This window comes from Sphingomonas sp. 179-A 2A2 NHS (assembly GCF_045371305.1).
Taxonomy (GTDB): domain Bacteria; phylum Pseudomonadota; class Alphaproteobacteria; order Sphingomonadales; family Sphingomonadaceae; genus Sphingomonas.
In genome coordinates, this window is the sequence record NZ_JBIQDE010000010.1 from 34,931 (window position 1) to 53,606 (window position 18,676).

Sequence of the window (18,676 nt, forward strand, 5' to 3'; positions counted from 1 at the left end):
AGGGTCACTCCTTTCGCTGTGCCCACACGCCCTGTTTCTGCTCAATCCGGTCGGGACCAATGACGCAGTTCCGGCTTAATGCCCTCGAGCCAAAGCAGGCCGTTATATCGGACACGCGTATCCGGCCTTCGCTTGGTTTCGTCTTCTACCGCCATGCGCTCGCCGATCACCGTCCAGACCGGCGACAAACCCTGCGCCTCGGCCAGCGACATCAAGGCCTCCCTTCGGATCACGGCGACGCTGTGCCCGGAGCGCTCGCTCGTCACGATGACCGGCACATCATGCGCGTCGCGATAGATGCCGAGATTTGCCGGATCACCACGCAGACCTAGTTCGGCTACGAGCCAGCTGATCGGAATGTGCCGACCAAATCCGTCGGGCAGACTGCCATCCAAATGGCTCTCCCAGCTGAAATCGACGGTCGGCTTGATTACGCGGTAGCTGCGTTCCTCTGGGCCGCGGACTTCAAGTGTGGACCAGGGATCGGCGTCCCAAGTCGCCCGTCGGCCCAGCTCCCCGATATAGGGACCATCCACGCGCTGCCTGGGTAGCCATTCGTGAAAGTCGTCAGCATTCGCTTCGGTCTCGGCGGCGAACCTGTCTCGATCTTCCCGCGGCAAAAGCAGCAAGGCGAGAAAATAGAATTCACTCTGCACCCACGGCGTGCCGAGGAAGCTCTTTTTGTGCTCGACATCGACGTCGATGTCCTGGGAAGCGTACCGGTACAGCGCAACCCAGTCGTCGTCGGTCAGATCGGAGCCGAGCGCCAGTGACAGGCGTTGGGGCGCCAGGTCCGCATCGAACACCCAGCCCTTGCGCTCGTCCCTTGGCAAGGCCGCACAAGCGAGAGGCGGAATGTTGGGCAACTCGGGCGGCGAGGGTGCTTCGGCGTCGGATGGCATGATCGACGGTTCGATGTCCCGAACGAATTCGGTATCCAGCGGATCGTCATAGACCCGTGCCGGCTGGCCCCAATCGGGTTTCAGCCAGAAATTGTCGGCAAGGCGTGCCATCAATTCCATCAGGGCGATACGCTGATATTTCTTGCCGATCCGCTCTACGCGGCCATGGTCTTCGTGGTGTGCGTCGCGAGTGCGGTCGTTGCCGAATAGTTCTTTGGTCCAGCCAAGAGAGATCGCACGATTGGCGACCCAGAGCTTGGCGCGATGCGCATCGACCTCTTTGCCCTTTCCCTTGCCGGGGATGAGCCAGCGATGGTCCGAGCCGCCCTTTGCCCATTCCTTTGCCTCAAGCTTGAAACGCTGTGCGTCCTCTGGAGAAAGAAGCGCCAGAAATGCCTTCTCGGCCCTCTTGATCCTAGGCACGTCACCCTTGCTAATGCTCACGCTAAAGGGGTCGCGTTGGAATATTATGCTCTTGGTGTCGTAGGCCGCGCGTAGCTCCTCGAACGCCTCCAGCACGTCCGGATGGCCCACGACAACCTGGTCAAAAAAGCTTTGGCCAGTCTCCTCGAAGGTGAGCGGGCGCGGCCCTGTGAGTGGTGCTGCGGCGAAACGCTCAACCCGGTGTTCGAGAATGTAGCGACCAAAGTCAGCCAGGCCCTTGTAGCACGAGTAGAGAATGGCATCCGCGCCAACACGCGCACTTCGGGCTTCGACGCGTGCCTCAGTGACGTTGAAGACCGGCGCCTTTGATCCGTAGGGCGGCCGGCACTGCGCAATATAGATATGCTCCGGGAGGGCGGCTGCCGTCGAGGCGAGCTCGATTACGCCACGAGCATAGTCGCGGGCGAGAAGATGTGCCGGCGGCTCGCCCTTGGCGAAGCAATGCGTCCAGACGGCTTCAGCGAAGATCGCGAGATGCGTGGGCTCCAGGGTCCGCAGGCCTGCCCCATAGACCGCGGCGTAAAGCCGCTCCACGACATAGGGATCATCGCATTCGGCGAATGCCTTAAATAGAAGAGGCGTAAGAGAGGGGCGCTCCGCCAGCACGCAGATTAGCGCCTTGGTGGCGCTGTCGCGCAGAATTGCGCTTGTCGAACTTTGGGACCAGGCAAGGGTTAGCGCAGCGAGCGCAAGAGCATCATCCTCAGCTGAGCGAATGCCGGCATTCAAGCACCAGTCGATCAATCTCCAGGCAGGATGTGCGGTGTCGCCATGCGCCCCGTTTATCGCGCAGGTCCAAAACGCATCTCGGTTCGGCAGGCGACGATTGATGAGGTTATTGTGGAGAAGCTTGGCGTTCCAGGGGTGATCTGCCACCACTGCCAGCTCGATCAACAAGGAGATCACGTCTTCCTCTGAACGGCTGAGCCGGTTCAGCAGTTCGAGTGTTCGATCGGAAAAGGCTTTCGCGGATCGCCATCGGATGCTTTCCACGAACGCATCCTCGACATCATAATGCTCCCACCACCGGGCTTCGCCGCCGGGGAGTAGATCGACGATTTCCGCTTTATAGTGATCGGCGCAGTAGAGGCCGAGAGCGTAGAACAGGCCGCGCCACTGCCATTCGATCCCATATTTGCCGAGTATGAAATTGAGGGGGCCGCCTTCCGCAAACAGGCCGGTCGGATCCTTGATGGGCTCTAATAGGGCGCGTGCGACCAGATGGTCCTGGAAGCGCTGGAAGGAAAAGCGTACCACGTCCTCCGGCGCGCTGATTGGATCGGCGGGATCGAAATCGGGGCTGGGATCTAGGCGCAACAATCCTCGGAAGCGAAGCAACTCTAACCAGGTTTTCCCCGGGGGAGGCGCGATCCCGGCAAATGCGTCCTCCACCAGGCGGTGGGCGTCGGGTCGTGTCACATAGTCGGTGCGGGCCGTCGCCATTTGCTTTGCCAGCGACAGGAGGGCGCGGCGTACCGGCTGAACGAGCGTCTCCGACCCATCATAGTCAGTACCAAGGTACCGGCCTGTGGACTCGAGCAGGAACGCCAGCACCTCGCTGGTACCGCGCATTCCTCGCGGGAAGGTCTTCCGGCCCGCCCGTTCGAGAGCAAGGCAGGCTGTGCGCAGGAACAAGGGATTGGAGAATTCCGGATTGAGCCACGGTGTTGCAGGTCTGACGATTCCGCGCCGGTCCATATACACCCGGGCCGCGCGTTCGATTTCGTCTGGCGTGTCGAAGCCGCTGACTTCGACTTTGGTCGCCATCTCCTCGATCGCGGGCGTGATCAGCTGCGGGTAATATTCGCTTCGGCAGGCTATGCAGAGGGTCAGGTTAGGGAATGCGAGAACCCGCTTTGCGAAAGCCTGCAGCGCGGATCGCCAGAGCTGCGCGCCAGCGCCTTCATTGATCGCGTCGATGACGATCAACCCGCGTGTGCCTGCGGTTTCGGCGCGTGCGTCCATTGCGCCCAGTAGGTGTTCGAAATCGTGGCCGGTCAGCTCGAAATGGCTGAGAATCTGCATCTCGGCGGTACCGTGCTGAGTGAAGTCCGTGCCGAGCAAGAACAGGGCGGGCGATCCTGCCTGGAGCGCGCGTTCCACCTCCGAGGCGATCAGGTGCGACTTTCCCGAGCCGGCGCGGCCGTTGAAAAGAAGAAAACGACTCTGATCGCTCCGGCCAGCAGGGGAGCCAATCTCGCCAAGGAAGTTTCTTGTGGTCGATTGGAGCTTTCGCAGCCCTTCAATCAGATAATCCAAGCCGGCGATCGTTGGGCTTGCCTCGGCGGATACCGGCCCACCATCCACGCTCGACGAAGCCTTCAAGGCCTCTCGTTCGGACCTCGCGGCTTGGCTGGCGTCGAAACTAAGTTTGAGCAGATCGTCGCAGATGCTGTGCCAAGCGGCATAGGCGAGTGCATTCTGCCCAAGCGATTTTAGGACCCTAGTGGTCTCGGCAAAGGCTTGAATCTTGGCCGCGAGCTGGTCCAGTCGCGCATTGTCACCCTTATTGCGGAATGGCCGGCCGCCTAGCTTCGATGCCTCCAGCAATTCGGCACGGGCCTTAACGAGCATCGCGCAATAGGCTTGGTTTCGCAGCAGCCCATCGAAGGCGGCGCGTGTCGAAACATCGACATGATCTTCTGGATGGTAGCGCTCTTCCAGCGCATCAACGGTGCGGCGGCATTGCGCCGCCAGCCAGGCCGGCGAGAGCTCGATCGATCCGAACCAATAGTCGACCAGACCGACCATCTTCGGCTCGGTCAGCTTCGCCTCGAGGTCGGGGGCGGTCCATGGAACAAAGGTGATGGTTCGGCCGAGGCCCTTGGCCTCCGCCTCCCATTTTGCCTTATGATTTTCCCATTGGTCCCATCCGCTGAGCTGCGGTCTGCCTTTGGTGGTTTGCCGCTGTGTTCGGCCGGTCAGTGCGCACGAGATGGCGACGTACATTGCCGTGAGCTTGGGATGCGTGGTGAGGGCCGTCTTGACGGAGTCGTCGATCGCGCCCCAATCCACATTCCGCGAAACGGTGTAGAATTTGGCCTGATAGCCATGCTCGCTGCCATCCTCGAGTATCCAGACCGCCTCCACGCCGCCGTCGCCGCCGGCTCCGTGGATCCGCCTGAACTCTAGTGCCGTGGCGGGGGGATCCCTTCGTGCGATCTGGCAGACCAGCTCCTCGAACGTCTCTCGCTGCCCAGCCTCGCCGGCGATGATCTTGGTGAAGTCGATCATTTCAGGACCTCCCCAAGCTTCTCGACTTGCTCATTGAATTTCTGAGGTTGTTCGGCTCGAAGCCGTTCAAGGTTCTGAAGCTTCCATTGTCCCGCTGGCAACCTGGCGACATCGCTCGGCAGTTTCAGGACGGACCAGTCCGGCTCGAGGGCAAAGAAGGAACTCAAGAATGCCGACGGACCCGGTGCCCGGACACGCGTCTGGATGTCAGCCACGAGCCGGTCGCGTGCTTCGAGCAGCGCTTCGAGAGGAACTGGTTCAACGGTCATCCCGGTGAACTCGCCGGAATATTGAGGAGCCAGATCGAGCATGTGCGGCGCCAGCAGTTCATTTGGCGGGCGGTTATGGCTGATCAGGTAGATCAGGAAAGCCGAGAAGATATCGTCGGTTATACCTTCGTTCGCATAGAGATGGAGGATGTCGAACAGGTCGCGAGGGTGCTGGCGGTCCAATGCAGCCGCGATCTTCCCCGCATAGAGGTCGGGCAGGGCTACCACCTGCATTTCGGCATATCCGAACCGATCTTCGACTGAGGGGCTTACGGAGCGCAGCTCCGGCTCGAAGACCGTGCCTCGAAGGACCGGGCTGATTTCGATCTTGATCTGGGTGTTGGCGGACCGCACGATGAGCTTTGCGCCGTCGCCGGAATTTTGTTCGGCCACCTTTGCGCTCAGCCGTTTGCGAAGGCTTGTGGCGACGCGCGAAAAGGCTTCGCGGATCGCAGCAAGAGACTCATTCCGATCCGCGATTGGCAGATAGACTAGGTCGATATCGATGGAGAGCCGAGGCAGATCGCGAACGAATAGATTGATCGCGGTGCCGCCCTTCAGCGCAAACGACTCTTCCTGTGCGATTTCAGGTATGGCCCGGACGAGCAATGCTGCCTGTCGGGTATAGAGTTCGGTCGACATTAGCTGGCTCTGGTTGTTCTCTTTGGCCGCTTGGTTCTCGGCACGGTGATCTGAAATTCGGGGTCGTATTCGCCGCCCGGCACGATCTGGCGCTTGCCCGAGCCAAGGTCGAAATCCTCGGCTCGCAGCTTTCGTGACCAAGCATGGCGGTGCTGGCTCGCGAAATACAGAAAGAGCCGCTTTGCCTTCACGCTTTTACAGGAGGCCAGGAGCGGTGCCATCAGCCGAGGGCGCAGGGTGGTGAGGCCCTCGAACAGTTCAGCCCCATGTTCAAAGCTGAAAGTCCGCGGAACCTCTTCGAGCACTTCGAGGATGGCGCGCTCGAGGCTGGAGACGCGGATCTGCTGCTTGCGGACCAGGCCGACCTCTCCTTGGGGGACAGCTGATCCCAAGGTGGAGGTCACCAGGTCAATCGTTCTGGTTTCGATACCCAAATCCGGATCTGCATCGTCGAAGAGCTTGCGTGACTTGAGCTCGATATCGGCGTCCAGCGCGAGCCGGCGAAGATAAGAGCGAGCAGCGGCCGCGTCGCTGTAGAGCCACACACGCCTGCGGCCCATCGATGCATATTGCCAATAGCCGGCGAGTTCGAGCGCGGTCATCCCTCCGACATGCACGGGCACCCGCAGGAGCGCTTGCAAGGAGAGCGTGGCGATCTCCCAACGGATCATGCTCGCGCCGTCTTGGGCGGGGCGCCGATAGAGGCGCGTGCCCACCCGCTCCAGCCAGCCGCGTTCGACATAATCGCGCACGGAGGATGCGGAGAGCCCCATCGAAGTTAGCCAAGCGGTATCAACCACGTAAAGCTCAGGGAGCTCATGGACTAAGCGGTTTAAGAGGGATGCTCTTTTTGCGCGCATGGCGCATTATGTAGGGGATTAGTAAACCTAATAATAGGTCCAGTTTAAATTCCAACGGTTTTCGGGGTTATAGACGCAGAAAGGATAGCTATCATAAACCCAGGGAGAATGACCCACCAGTCTCACGCATCAGCCAGGGCCATAGCGGATTGGATTCCCAGATGATCCGATTGAATTCGTATATGGTATCCGCGCTAGCCGGTCCCGCAATGGCAGCTATTGCCGCTTCATTCCCCAAGAGCGGACTGTCGGAACACGGTCCCAATGCAGCCATCACGCCGCGTGTCCTCAAACACGTACCTCGTGTCACCCGAGAGCGCCTGACGCTCTGATCGTAATCTGGCGACCCTTGAGGCCAAGCCCGCGCCATTGAGTCGTGCGGGCGGAGGCCCGCATGACACCGACTAAGCTCCTCCTTGGCCAGATGCTGGTTGTCGCCGCAATCGTCGTTGCCGGCATCTGGTTCGCGACGCAGTGGGCGGCGGCATCGCTCGCGTATCAGCCCGAGCTCGGCGCGCCCTGGTTCCGGCTCGGCGACACACCTGTCTACGCACCCTGGTCGCTCTTCCCCTGGTGGTTCCATTTCGACGCCTATGCGCCGGTCATCTTCGACGAGGCAGGCGCGATCGCCGCCGCTGGCGGGCTGCTTGGCTGCGCAGCGGCGGTCGGCGGCTCGGTCTGGCGAGCCCGGCAGCGGCGCAACGTCACCACCTATGGATCCGCGCGCTGGGCGAGCTGCCGCGACATCCGCGCCGCAGGCCTGGCCGCCGATGCGGGCGTGTTTCTGGGCCGCGCAGCCTCCCGCTATCTTCGCCACGATGGACCAGAGCACGTCATGGCGTTCGCGCCGACGCGCTCGGGCAAGGGCGTCGGCCTAGTCGTGCCGACGCTTCTCGGCTGGACCGGCTCGGCAGTCGTCCACGACATCAAGGGCGAGAACTGGCAGCTGACCGCAGGCTGGCGGTCACGCTCCTCGCACTGCCTGTTTTTCAATCCGACCGACGCGCGCTCGGCCCGCTACAACCCACTGCTCGAGGTGCGCCGGGGCGCCGACGAGGTGCGCGACGTCCAGAACATCGCCGACATCCTGGTCGACCCCGAAGGCGCGCTGGAACGTCGAAGCCATTGGGAGAAGACCAGCCATTCGCTGCTGGTCGGCGCGATCCTCCACATCCTCTACGCCGAGGAGGAGAAGACGCTCGCCCGGGTCGCAACCTTCCTCTCCGATCCCGGGCGCTCGTTCGTCGCAACGCTGCGCGCGATGATGACGACCAATCACCTCGGCACCGAGGAGACGCCGCTGGTGCATCCTGTCGTCGCGTCCGCCGCGCGCGAGGTGCTCAACAAGTCCGACAACGAGCGCTCGGGCGTGCTGTCGACAGCGATGTCGTTCCTCGGCCTCTACCGCGACCCGACCGTTGCCGCGGTCACAGCCGCCTCCGACTGGCGGGTCGAGGACCTGGTCGCCGCACCGCATCCGGTGTCGCTCTACCTGGTCGTGCCGCCCTCCGACATCAGCCGCACCAAGCCGCTGATCCGCCTGGTATTGAACCAGATCGGCCGGCGCCTGACCGAGCAGCTTCATGCCGCGGGCGCTCCGGGGCGCCACAAGCTGCTGATGATGCTCGACGAGTTCCCGGCGCTCGGCCGCCTCGACTTCTTCGAGACCAGCCTAGCCTTCCTCGCAGGCTATGGCGTGCGCGCCTTCCTGATCGCGCAGAGCCTCAACCAGATCGAGAAGGCGTATGGCGAGCACAACGCCATCCTCGACAACTGCCATGTCCGCGTCGCCTTCGCGACCAATGACGAGCGTACGGCCAAGCGGATATCCGATGCGCTCGGCACGGCTACCGAGCAGCGCGCGATGCGCAACTATGCCGGTCATCGGCTCGCGCCCTGGCTCGCGCACGTCATGGTCAGCCGGCAGGAGACCGCGCGTGCATTGCTGACTCCCGGCGAGGTCATGCAGCTGCCGCCAACCGACGAGGTCGTGCTGGTCGCCGGCTACCCGCCCGTCCGCGCCCGGAAGCTGCGCTATTTCGAGGACACACAATTCAAGGCGCGCGTGCTGCCGCCTCCCGCGATCGGATCCGGCGGGGCAGCCGACCTGCCGCCCGAGCGCGCCCATGACTGGCAGGACCGAGTCCGCCCCGTCGATACGCGGCTCGCCGAGACCGCTGGCGAAGACGAGGTGGAGGCCGGCGGCCTCGAGCAGGCGCGCCACCCCGCCCAGGAGATCGTCGCCGCGACGCCTGTCGACCTGGCTCCTGCCGACCCGCTAGGGCTGGGCGAGGACGAGGGCGATGCCGGCGCTGACAAGCGCGCGATGGACCAGGCTACGGCCGGCACGGCCCGGCGTGCCTATGCGCTCGACATGGCCGACGGGCGGCCCGACAATCTCGAGCTGGATTTCTGAGATGGCCGAGCGCGTCCGCCACCAGCTCTTTCTGCCGAGAGCGACCAGCGACCGTCTCGAGGCGCTCGCCGCAGCACCTGGCGCAAGCAAATCTGCGATCCTTGCCGATGCGGTGACCGCCTGGCTCAACCGCCGCGGCACTTCCGAGCTCGAGGACCGCTTCGCGCTGCGCCTCGACCGGATGTCCAACGCCCTTGGCCGCATCGAGCGTGACGGACATGTCATACTCGAGACGCTCGCGCTGTTCATCCGGTTCGAGCTGGCGATCCAGGCGCCGCTCGCAGAAAACGACGTGGCGGGTCGCGCGCTCGCGCGCGAGCGCTTCGAGGCCTTCGTCACCCAGGTCGGCCGTGCCGTCGCGACCGGCAGGCGCACGCTTCTTCCCGCGGAGGAGGAGCGATGAGCGAGATCCTCTCCTCGGACCGTCGCCGGGCAATGCTGCGCACAGCGATGGGGCCCGACATCGCGTCCGCGCTCGCCGATTCGCTCGTAACCGAGGTCATGGTCAATCCCGACGGGTCGCTACGCCTCGACCGGCTCGGCGAAGGCCGGATCGACACCGGCGTCGTCATCGGCGCGGCGCAGGTCGAGCGGATCGTCCGGCTGGTCGCGAGCCATGCCCGCACCGAGGTCCATGCCGGCCAGCCGATCATCTCGTCCGAGTTGCCGGCACATCTCGACGGCCGCGCCGGCGAACGCTTCGAGGGCGTGCTGCCGCCCGTTTCGACGGGGCCCTGCTTCTCGATCCGGAAGCCTGCCCAGCGCCTCTACACGCTCGATGACTATGTCGCCGACGGGATTATGACCGCGGCCATGGCGGACATGTTGCGCGCGGCGGTCACTCAGCGCTTCAACATCCTCATCGCTGGCGGGACAAGCTCGGGCAAGACGACTCTCGCCAACGCCCTGCTCGCCGAGATGCGCTGGGTGGACGCCCGCGTCATCCTGATCGAGGACACGCGCGAGCTGCAGAGCCCGGCGCCCGACACGGTGGCGCTGCGCACCCGTCCCGGGACGGTCTCGATGACCGACCTGGTGCGCTCGACGCTGCGCCTGCGCCCGGACCGGATCATCGTCGGCGAGGTGCGCGGGCCCGAGGCGCTCGACATGCTCAAGGCCTGGAACACCGGGCACCCCGGCGGGATCGCGACCGTCCATGCCAACTCGGCCGAGGCCGCGCTCTACCGCGTCGAACAGCTCGTCCAGGAGGCGGTCGTCACAGTGCCCCGCCGCCTCGTCGCCGAGGCGATCGACCTTGTCGTCTTCATCGCCGGACGCGGCGCGCACCGCTCGGTCGACGCGATCGCGCGCGTCGTCGGAGTCGATCCCGACACCGGCGCCTACGCGCTCGCCCCCTTCCACCTCCCTACCAGCCAAGGAGCCTGACCATGAAGACCATTGCCTTGTTCGCCAAGCCGCGCCTGCTGGCCGGCGCTGCCCTTGCCATCATCGCCGCCGGCCAGGCCTGGGCCTCCGGAACCGGCATGCCGTGGGAGGAGCCGCTCCAGCAGGTGCTGGAGTCGGTTCAGGGCCCGGTCGCCAAGATCGTCGCGGTGATCATCATCATCGTGACCGGCCTGACGCTGGCGTTCGGCGAGACGGCCGGCGGCTTCCGCCGGCTCATCCAGATCATCTTCGGGCTGAGTATCGCTTTTGCGGCCTCGAGCTTCTTCCTGTCCTTCTTCTCGTTCGGCGGCGGGGCGTTGCTGGCATGATCGGCAACGGTCAGCATCTCGAAGGGTTCGAGGCGCCGCTCCACCGGTCGCTCGCCGAGCCGATCCTGCTCGGCGGCGCGCCGCGTGCCATTGCGATCGTCAACGGCACCGTCGCCGCCGCGCTGGGCCTCGGACTCCAGCAATGGATCGCCGGCGTGCTGGTCTGGGCCGTCGGGCACACCGTCGCGGTGTTCGCGGCGAAGCGCGATCCGGACTTCGCCGCGGTGCTCGCGCGCCACCTGCGGCAGCGGGGATATCTCGCATGCTGAACATGCGCGAATATCGCAGCCGCACCGACCGGCTGGCCGACCATCTCCCCTGGGCGGCTTTGGTCGCCCCGGGCGTGGTGCTCAACAAGGACGGCAGCTTCCAGCGTACGTTGCGCTTCCGCGGCCCCGACCTCGAATCGGCGACCGAGGCCGAGCTGGTCTCCGCCTGCGCGCGCGCCAACAATGTGCTCAAGCGCTTCGGCTCGGGCTGGGCGCTGCACATCGAGGCCGAGCGCCGGGAGGCGCCGGGCTATCCGGCGAGCAGCTTCCCGGACGCCGCATCCTGGCTCGTCGACGAGGAACGGCGCGCGTCTTTCGAGGCGGCCAGCGCCCATTTCGAGAGCCGCTACCATCTCACTCTCACCTTCCTGCCGCCGCCCGATCAGGCCGACAGCGCCGGCCGCGTGCTGGTCGAGCGCGCCGACGCGTCGCAGGGCCGCGACTGGCGCCAGACGCTCACCGGGTTCGTCGCGGAGACCGATCGCGCGCTCGACCTGTTTGCGGGCTTCATGCCCGAGATCGCCGCGCTCGACGATGCGGAGACACTCTCCTTCCTCCACGGCACGATCTCGACGCGCCGCCACGGCGTGCGCGTGCCCGAGACGCCGATGTATCTCGACGGACTGCTCGCCGACACACCGCTCACCGGCGGGCTCGAGCCGATGCTCGGGTCACTGCACCTGCGCACGCTGACCATCCTGGGTTTCCCCGGCCTCAGCCGGCCCGGGATCCTCGACGCGCTCAACCATCAGGACTTCGGCTATCGCTGGGTCACGCGGTTCATCGCGCTCGACAAGACCGACGCGACCAGGGCGCTGATGCGGCTGCGCCGCCAATGGTTCAACAAGCGCAAGTCGGTCACCGCAATGCTGCGCGAGGTGATCTACAACCAGCCGGTCCAGCTGCTCGACAGCGACGCCGACAACAAGACCGCCGACGCCGATCTGGCACTCCAGGCGCTGGGCGGCGACCATGTCGCCTTCGGCTATCTCACCACGACGATTACCGTCGCCGACGCGGATCGCGCTCGTGTCGAGGACAAGGTCCGCGCGGTCGAGCGGATCGTCAACGGGCTCGGCTTCACCTGCATCCGCGAGGGGCTGAACGCGGTCGAGGCCTGGCTCTCGAGCCTGCCCGGGCAGGTCTATGCCAATGTCCGCCAGCCGCTGGTCCATACGCTCAACCTCGCGCACCTGATGCCGCTGTCGAGCGTCTGGGCAGGCCCGGCGCGCAACCCGCACCTCGACGGGCCGCCGCTCCTCCACGCCGAGACCAGCGGGTCGACTCCGTTCCGGCTCTCGACCCATGTCGGCGATGTCGGGCACATGATGATCGTAGGCCCCACCGGTGCCGGCAAGTCGGTCCTGCTCGCGCTGATCGCGCTCCAGTTTCGCCGCTATCCGGACAGCCAGCTCTATCTCTTCGACATGGGCCGCTCGGCGCGCGCAGCCACGCTGGCGATGGGCGGAGCGCATCACGGGCTCGGGCTCGGCGGCGACGCCGGCGAGACGATCGCGTTCCAGCCGCTCGCCGGGATCGACAATACCGGAGAGCGTGCCTGGGCGGCCGAATGGATTGCCGCGCTGCTCGCCCACGAGAAGGCCGTGGTCACGCCGGAGGTGAAGGAAGCCGTCTGGTCGGCGCTCACCAGCCTGGCGAGTGCGCCCCGTGAGGAGCGGACGCTCACCGGCCTGTCGCTGCTGCTCCAGTCGATGGCGCTCCGCTCGGCGCTCGCGCCCTATACGCTTGAAGGCCCGTTCGGCCGCCTGCTCGACGCGGCCGAGGACGATCTGCGCATGGCGGACGTCCAGTGCTTCGAGACCGAGGCGCTGATGGGTACCGGCAGCGTGGTCGCACCGGTCCTGACCTATCTCTTCCACCGTCTCGAGGCACGGTTCAACGGGCGTCCGACATTGCTGATCCTCGACGAGGCCTGGAAGTTCCTCGACCACCCGCTCTTCGCCGCGCGCATCAGGGAGTGGCTGAAGACGCTGCGCAAGAAGAATGTCGCGGTGATCTTCGCGAGCCAGAGCTTGGCCGACATCGCCGACAGTGGCATCGCGCCCGCCATCATCGAGAGCTGCCCGCAACGCATCCTGCTTCCCAATGCCGCGGCTATCGAGCCGCAGGGGCGTGTGGCCTATCAGCGGTTCGGGCTCAACGACCGGCAGATCGAGCTCGTCAGCCGCGCGACGCCGAAGCGGCACTATTACCTCCAGTCTGCGGCCGGCAACCGCCTCTTCGAGCTGGGCCTCGGGCCCGTCGCGCTTGCGCTGTGCGGCGCCTCCGATCCCGCCACCCAGACGCGCATTGACGCGCTGCTTGCGGAGCACGGCCCGGCCGGATTCGCTGCGCGCTTCCTCGAGGAGGCCGGGCTCGACTGGGCCGCGGCGCTGCTCGCCCGATTCCCCGATCCCCAAGCGAAGGAGTAGAAGTGATGCGTATCCTCACCCGCAAGAACCTGATCACGACGGCGCTGGGCCTCGGCGCCCTGGGCTCGCTGACGATGGGCTTCGCCACCTCGGCGCACGCGCAGATCACGGTGTTTGATCCAAGCAACTACAGCCAGACCGTCCTGACCGCGGCGCGGACGCTCCAGCAGGTCAACAACCAGATCCAGCCGCATCGCCCGTGTGCGTGTCAGCGCAGACCGCACCCTCGTCGGTAGCAGACGCCCCCACTCCCGCCGACCAGACGGGAAATGACATTACCGTCACCGCTCGCCGCCGCGAGGAGTCGGTGCAGGATGTGCCGATCGCGGTGTCGGTCCTGACCGATTCGGTGATCGCGAAATCGGGCAGCCAGAATGTCTCGCAGCTCGTCCAGCTTCAGCCGTCGCTCACCTATTACGGCACCAATTCGCGCAACGCGGCGATCAACATTCGCGGACTGGGCGCGCCGCTCGGGCTGACCAACGACGGCCTCGAACAGGGCGTCGGGATCTATATCGACCAGGTCTATTACAGCCGAATCGCGACGGCCGTGTCCGACCTGTTCGATGTGGCGGGCGTCGAGGTGCTGCGCGGCCCGCAGGGTACGCTCTACGGCAAGAACACGACCGCCGGCGCGATCAACGTCGGCATTCGCAAGCCCAGCTTCACGCCCGAAGCCTATCTCGAGGCATCGCTCGGCAATCTCGAACTTCGTCAGGCGAAGGGTGCGGTTTCCGGGCCGTTGACCGAAAACCTGGCCGCCCGCTTCGCGTTTTCGACGACATCGCGCCGCGGGACCATCTACAATGTCGCGACGCGGCGCTGGATCAACGAGCGCGACAATCTGAGCCTGCGCGGCCAGCTGTTGTGGCGCGCGTCGGACGATCTCGATCTACGCCTGGTCGGCGATTACAGCCGACAGCGGCCCGAAGCGGGCGCACAGATCTATGTGCGAACCGGCGCGACGCAGCGCTCGCTTAACCGGCAGTATGCCGCACTGGCGGCTGCGTTCGACTATGCGCCGCCCAGCACCAATGCGTTCGACCGTCTCACCGACCTCGACGCGGAGTTGAAGGCAGGGCAAGACTCGGCCGGGATATCGTTGATCGCCGATTGGAAGCTGGGATCCGGCACGCTCACCTCGATCATCGCCTGGCGGCTGTGGAACTGGCTGCCGTCCAGCGACCGCGACTTCACCGGGCTGCCGATCACGACCTTCTCGGGCAACCCGTCGCGTCACCGCCAGGTCACCCAGGAGGTACGCTACGCCTACGATGGCGAGCGTTTCGATTTCGTCGCTGGCGGCTTTTATTTCTGGCAGCGCTTCCGCACCGAGGGCGCGCAGGAACAGGGGTCGGCAGCGAGCCGCTGGCTGCTCAATCCCGGCAACGTGCCCGCCGGGTCGAGCGGATGCAATCCGCCGGCCGCGAACGCCTGCAACCCGGCGATCCTCGACGGGCTGCGTTCGGAAAACGACATCCGGTACAAGAGCGTCAGCGCGGCGATATTCGGGCAGCTGACCTGGAAAGTCTCCGACCGGCTGCGCATCCTGCCGGGCGTGCGCCTGAATTATGACAAGAAGGACGGAGCCTATTCCGCGACTGTGACGACGGGCAGCGGCAGCACCACGCTCAACAGCGATCAGCGCAATACCCTGCCGCCGCAATCCTACGCCGAGAAGTTCGACTCATGGAACCTGGCCTATGATCTGACGGTGTCTTACGACGTCGCCCGTGAGGTTATGAGCTATGCCACCTTTGCGCACGGGTTCAAATCGGCGGGCATCAACATGAACGGCCTTCCCCTGTCGAACGGGGCGCCGGTGCTGAACGCCGTCACCGTGCGCCCGGAGAAGATCGATCATTTCGAGATCGGCCTGAAGTCGCAATTTTTCGATCGTCGCGCGACGCTCAACCTTTCGGCGTTCTGGACCGAGATCAAGGACTACCAGACGACGGTGACGAACAACCAGTCGGGCGGTGTCGTGCTCGCCTATCTCGCCAACGCGGTCAAGGTCCGCACACGCGGGGCTGAGGCCGAATTCAGCTTCAGGCCCAGCGACAGGTTCTCGCTCTACGCCAACGGCGCGTTCACCGACGCACGCTACATACGGTTTCCAGATGCTCCGTGCCCGCCGGAACTGTCGGGCGGCACCGTGCTGCCGGTCGATGCGAACGGCAATATCGTCGGCACGCCGAGCGCGCCGGGCACGCCGGGCGGGTTCAGCCCGCCTTTTTGCGACGCGTCGGGCAGCTGGCTTCCCGGCGTCTCGAAATGGTCGGCCAGCTACGCCTTCGAATACACGCTGCCGGTCAGCACCGCGGGCAACGCCTACTTCGGGTTTGACGGCACGGCGCGCAGCAAGTTCTCGTCAAATGCGACGCGCTCTCGTTACACCGACGTCGACGGCTATTCAGTCGAAAACGTCCGGCTGGGATTTCGCACTGCCGACGACCGGCTCAACATCTTCGGCTGGGTCCGCAACCTGTTCGACCATGACTATTACGACCTGATTATCCAGCCTTGGCAGCGGTGATCGGCGCCGCTGCGGCGATCGACAAACGAAAGGGGCCGGGAAACCGGCCCCTTTTTCTTTGCCCTCGCTACTGGCCGCGATGGGTGGGGAACACGCCTGCCTCGGCCGCTGCATCCATCGCGGCGCGTAGCAGCTCCGCATAGCGGGTCGATCCGCTGCCGCCGCTCTCGATCAAGCATAGCGCCCGCTCCACCAGCCCGAAGGCGTCGCAATCGCGCTGATTGACGGGCGCGGCCGGGGCGGTGTGATCTGGCACGCTCGATTCCTCCATAGTCGGCCGCAACTATGTCGGCCGGCGTCCACCATAGTCGTCCGCGACTATGCTGAAGCTACCGGGTTCGCCCCCGGCTTTGGCTCTGCTGCTGGGGGTCCGTCACCTTGCCGATCCCGCCACGATAGTCGATCGCCAGCGTCTTGCCCTGGGCCAGCTCGCCGGTCTTGCCGGTGAGAAAGCGCAGCTCGTGGGTGATGCGCTTGCCGTCAACAAGCTGGGTGACGGTCTTGGCGTCCATCGCCACGATCGACCCCACATAGCTGCCGCTATCGCTCGCCGGGGTGGCGCTGGACTGGCTCTGTGTCGGCCCGCGATTTGTCAGAACAGCTTGGCCGTCCTGATAGTCGATCCGCGCTTGCTCTCCGATCCGTGGTGGATCGGGGAAGCGCGACTTGTCATGCGCCACGATCTTGCCGCCGTGCTGCTGATAGACACGCCCGCCGTCCACATGAACGATCGCGCCGCGATACTCGGCGGTCGCATGTGGGTCGGCCTTGGCGGCGTTGTCGAGCTGGTAGATCCCTTTCGGGAGCATCCCGGCCGGGTCCACCTTCTGCGCGATCCACTGGCCGCCAAACCGCTTCTCGTGCAGCCGGCTTCCGTCCATCACGACAACACGCTCGCCACCGTCAAACGCGGCGTTGCCGGTGGCTATGAGGCCCATCCCTAGAAGCCCCGCGCCTCGATCTTCGCCAGCTCGTCCGGGTTCTCGGCGAGGCGCTTGATCGACGCTGTAAGGCTGTCGTTCCAATCGCGGGTCGCCGGCCTCGATCGGCCGCCCTCGGGCTTGCCGGTCGAAGTCGTCGGAGCCTCGTCCTTCGCGCCTGATGTAATAAAGTCGGTCGTATAGTCTCTGTTCGGTCGATCCACGGCTAAGTTCCTCCTTCCAAATCTCTAGTCCATCTTTCAAATCGTAGTGCCTCGGATTGCTCCGATCGCGCGCGTCGATGATCGCAATGTTCACGGCCGATCCGAACATAGCATTGATCGCCGCCAATGCCTCCGGTGTCCCGTCATGGATGCGGGCCATGGTCCCGATCGACGCCCCGCGCCCCACGCGCTCGAACCGCTTTAGGGTGAAGTCAAAGGCTTCCTCGATGCGCGGCATGACGGCGGTGACGTGCAGGTTTAGGCCCATGTCCAGCGCCTTGCCGATCTTGGCGCGGCTCGATGGGTCCAGTAGCTGGCCCTCGTAAACAACGCGGGTGTCGTCGGGCACGCCGTTGGCGAGAACAAGGGTCGTCTTGCCCGATCCGGGGGAGCCGGTGATGAACCGGGCCTCCCGTCGCCACGGGTCGGACTGGTCGCCGATCGCACGCCGGTATTGCTCGGATGCCAGCACGGCCGCCGTGTTGTGGACAGCGTTGTTGTTCGGCATTGCCCTGCTCACCCTGCTCGGCATCTTTGCAGCGGGGATCGCAACCCGGAAATAGAGAGGCGATCGGCGCAACCCGAATGTCCCTGATGCAAGAACACCCCGCCGGATCGTCCAGACGGGGTGTTCATCCACAAATTTGAAGAAAATAGCGCCTCAGGCCTGGAGGATTACCTTCATCGCCTTTTCGCGTGCGGCATTCGCAAAGACGTCATAGGCGTTCAGGATCTCATCCAGCGGGAAGCGATGGGTCACCAGCTTGCCTGGATTGACCTTACCGGATCCCAAGGTCTTCAGCAGCATCGGCGTGGTGTTGGTGCAAACCAGCCCCATGGAGATGTTGATGTTCTTGATCCACAGTTCTTCGATGTGAAGCTGGACGGGTTTGCCGTGAACGCCGACATTGGCGATGTTGCCGCCTGCCGAAACGATCTTCTGGCAGATATCGAAGGTCGCCGGAATGCCGACCGCCTCGATAGCGACATCAACGCCTGCTCCGCCGGTGATCTCCAAAACGCGCGTAACAGCGTCTTCCGTTCCGACCTGGACCAGATCAGTGGCGCCGAACTGTTTCGCCAACTCCAGCCGCGCCGGATCCATGTCGATCATGATGATGCGGCCGGGCGAGTAGAACTGCGAGGTCAGCAGCACCGACATGCCCACCGGGCCGGCGCCGATAATGGCGATGGCGTCGCCCGGCTTCACCCGGCCGGCCTGGACGCCGATCTCAAGCCCGGTCGGCATGATGTCCGAAAGCATCACAAGCGCCTCTTCGTCAGCGCCCTCCGGGATCGGATAAAGCGAATTGTCGCCATAGGGGATGCGGACATATTCCGCCTGGGTGCCGTCGATCTTATGGCCGAGGATCCAGCCCCCGTCCGAGCAATGCGCGTAAAGCTGGCGCTTGCAATTCGGGCAGGTCCCGCAGGAGGTGACGCACGAAATCAGAACCGCGTCGCCCTTCTTGAGGTTGCGCACGGCTCCGCCGACTTCCTCCACCACGCCGACGCCTTCATGGCCCAGCGTCCGGCCTTCGGTCACCGCGGGCACATCCCCCTTCAGGATATGAAGATCGGTGCCGCAAATCGTGGTCTTGGTCACCCGCACGATCACGTCGGTGGGTTTTTCAATGACAGGTTTTGCCTTTTCGACCCAGTCTTTCTTGCCGGGTCCCTGATAGACGAGCGCTTTCATTCTCGTTTCCTCCTTGGCGCTGATTGTCCGATGTCTTCCGACATTCCCCAAGTGGCCTGCCGCTTGACTTCAAGATCGCCTGATTTTGCTCGCTGGGCAAGCGTTTTTCGCCCC

Annotated in this window: 13 protein-coding genes and 1 pseudogene; 8 read left to right on the plus strand and 6 right to left on the minus strand. The window is 64.5% G+C overall.

Going from position 1 to position 18,676, the window contains the following annotated elements:
- Positions 1–41: 41 nt before the first annotated feature.
- From ACH0AE_RS17100 to ACH0AE_RS17110, 3 genes are read right to left on the minus strand one after another with little or no spacing between them, the layout of a single operon-like run.
- Positions 42–4,580 (minus strand): hypothetical protein, encoded by a 4,539-nt coding sequence (locus ACH0AE_RS17100; protein ID WP_406876061.1) that lies wholly within the window; start codon positions 4,578–4,580, stop codon positions 42–44.
- On the minus strand, positions 4,577–5,491 hold the full coding sequence (locus ACH0AE_RS17105; RefSeq protein ID WP_406876062.1) for a nucleotidyl transferase AbiEii/AbiGii toxin family protein: 915 nt from the start codon (positions 5,489–5,491) through the stop codon (positions 4,577–4,579). Before ACH0AE_RS17105 ends, ACH0AE_RS17100 begins: the two co-directional genes overlap by 4 nt.
- Positions 5,491–6,351, minus strand: a complete 861-nt coding sequence (locus ACH0AE_RS17110) for a type IV toxin-antitoxin system AbiEi family antitoxin domain-containing protein (RefSeq protein ID WP_406876063.1) — start codon at positions 6,349–6,351, stop codon at positions 5,491–5,493. The genes ACH0AE_RS17105 and ACH0AE_RS17110 overlap by 1 nt, the downstream gene beginning before the upstream one ends.
- A gap of 394 nt (positions 6,352–6,745) precedes the next feature.
- Here ACH0AE_RS17110 and ACH0AE_RS17115 point away from each other — a divergent pair, with 394 nt between their 5' ends.
- The 8 genes and pseudogenes from ACH0AE_RS17115 to ACH0AE_RS17150 all read left to right on the plus strand — a co-directional run bounded on the left by ACH0AE_RS17115 (position 6,746) and on the right by ACH0AE_RS17150 (position 15,719).
- A complete protein-coding gene (locus ACH0AE_RS17115; protein WP_406876064.1) occupies positions 6,746–8,767 on the plus strand; it encodes a conjugal transfer protein TraG in 2,022 nt (673 codons plus the stop codon).
- Between the two features lies 1 nt (position 8,768).
- Positions 8,769–9,170: a CopG family transcriptional regulator gene (locus ACH0AE_RS17120; protein WP_406876065.1), complete on the plus strand. Its 402-nt coding sequence runs from the start codon at positions 8,769–8,771 to the stop codon at positions 9,168–9,170.
- Positions 9,167–10,153, plus strand: a complete 987-nt coding sequence (trbB, locus tag ACH0AE_RS17125; RefSeq protein WP_406876066.1) for a P-type conjugative transfer ATPase TrbB — start codon at positions 9,167–9,169, stop codon at positions 10,151–10,153. Before ACH0AE_RS17120 ends, trbB begins: the two co-directional genes overlap by 4 nt.
- Positions 10,154–10,155: 2 nt before the next feature.
- Positions 10,156–10,482: a TrbC/VirB2 family protein gene (locus tag ACH0AE_RS17130; protein WP_406876067.1), complete on the plus strand. Its 327-nt coding sequence runs from the start codon at positions 10,156–10,158 to the stop codon at positions 10,480–10,482.
- Positions 10,479–10,751 (plus strand): VirB3 family type IV secretion system protein, encoded by a 273-nt coding sequence (locus tag ACH0AE_RS17135; protein WP_406876068.1) that lies wholly within the window; start codon positions 10,479–10,481, stop codon positions 10,749–10,751. The genes ACH0AE_RS17130 and ACH0AE_RS17135 overlap by 4 nt, the downstream gene beginning before the upstream one ends.
- A complete protein-coding gene (gene trbE, locus ACH0AE_RS17140) occupies positions 10,745–13,183 on the plus strand; it encodes a conjugal transfer protein TrbE (protein ID WP_406876069.1) in 2,439 nt (812 codons plus the stop codon). The genes ACH0AE_RS17135 and trbE overlap by 7 nt, the downstream gene beginning before the upstream one ends.
- Before the next feature lie 5 nt (positions 13,184–13,188).
- Positions 13,189–13,371: pseudogene (locus ACH0AE_RS17145) on the plus strand (P-type conjugative transfer protein TrbJ); the annotation flags it as partial.
- Positions 13,372–13,388: 17 nt separating this feature from the next.
- The gene (locus tag ACH0AE_RS17150; RefSeq protein WP_406876070.1) at positions 13,389–15,719 is read left to right on the plus strand and encodes a TonB-dependent receptor domain-containing protein; all 2,331 of its coding nucleotides are present in this window, start codon (positions 13,389–13,391) and stop codon (positions 15,717–15,719) included.
- A gap of 67 nt (positions 15,720–15,786) precedes the next feature.
- Here the strand turns inward: ACH0AE_RS17150 and ACH0AE_RS17155 are convergent, their stop codons facing one another.
- From ACH0AE_RS17155 to ACH0AE_RS17165, 3 genes are all read right to left on the minus strand, one after another.
- Positions 15,787–15,975 carry a hypothetical protein gene (locus ACH0AE_RS17155; protein ID WP_406876071.1) on the minus strand — a complete coding sequence of 63 codons (189 nt, stop codon included), beginning with the start codon at positions 15,973–15,975 and terminating at the stop codon, positions 15,787–15,789.
- 73 nt (positions 15,976–16,048) lie between these two features.
- The gene (locus ACH0AE_RS17160) at positions 16,049–17,371 is read right to left on the minus strand and encodes a KfrB domain-containing protein (RefSeq protein WP_406876072.1); all 1,323 of its coding nucleotides are present in this window, start codon (positions 17,369–17,371) and stop codon (positions 16,049–16,051) included.
- Between the two features lie 153 nt (positions 17,372–17,524).
- Positions 17,525–18,562: a zinc-dependent alcohol dehydrogenase family protein gene (locus ACH0AE_RS17165; RefSeq protein ID WP_113731489.1), complete on the minus strand. Its 1,038-nt coding sequence runs from the start codon at positions 18,560–18,562 to the stop codon at positions 17,525–17,527.
- Positions 18,563–18,676: the final 114 nt, after the last annotated feature.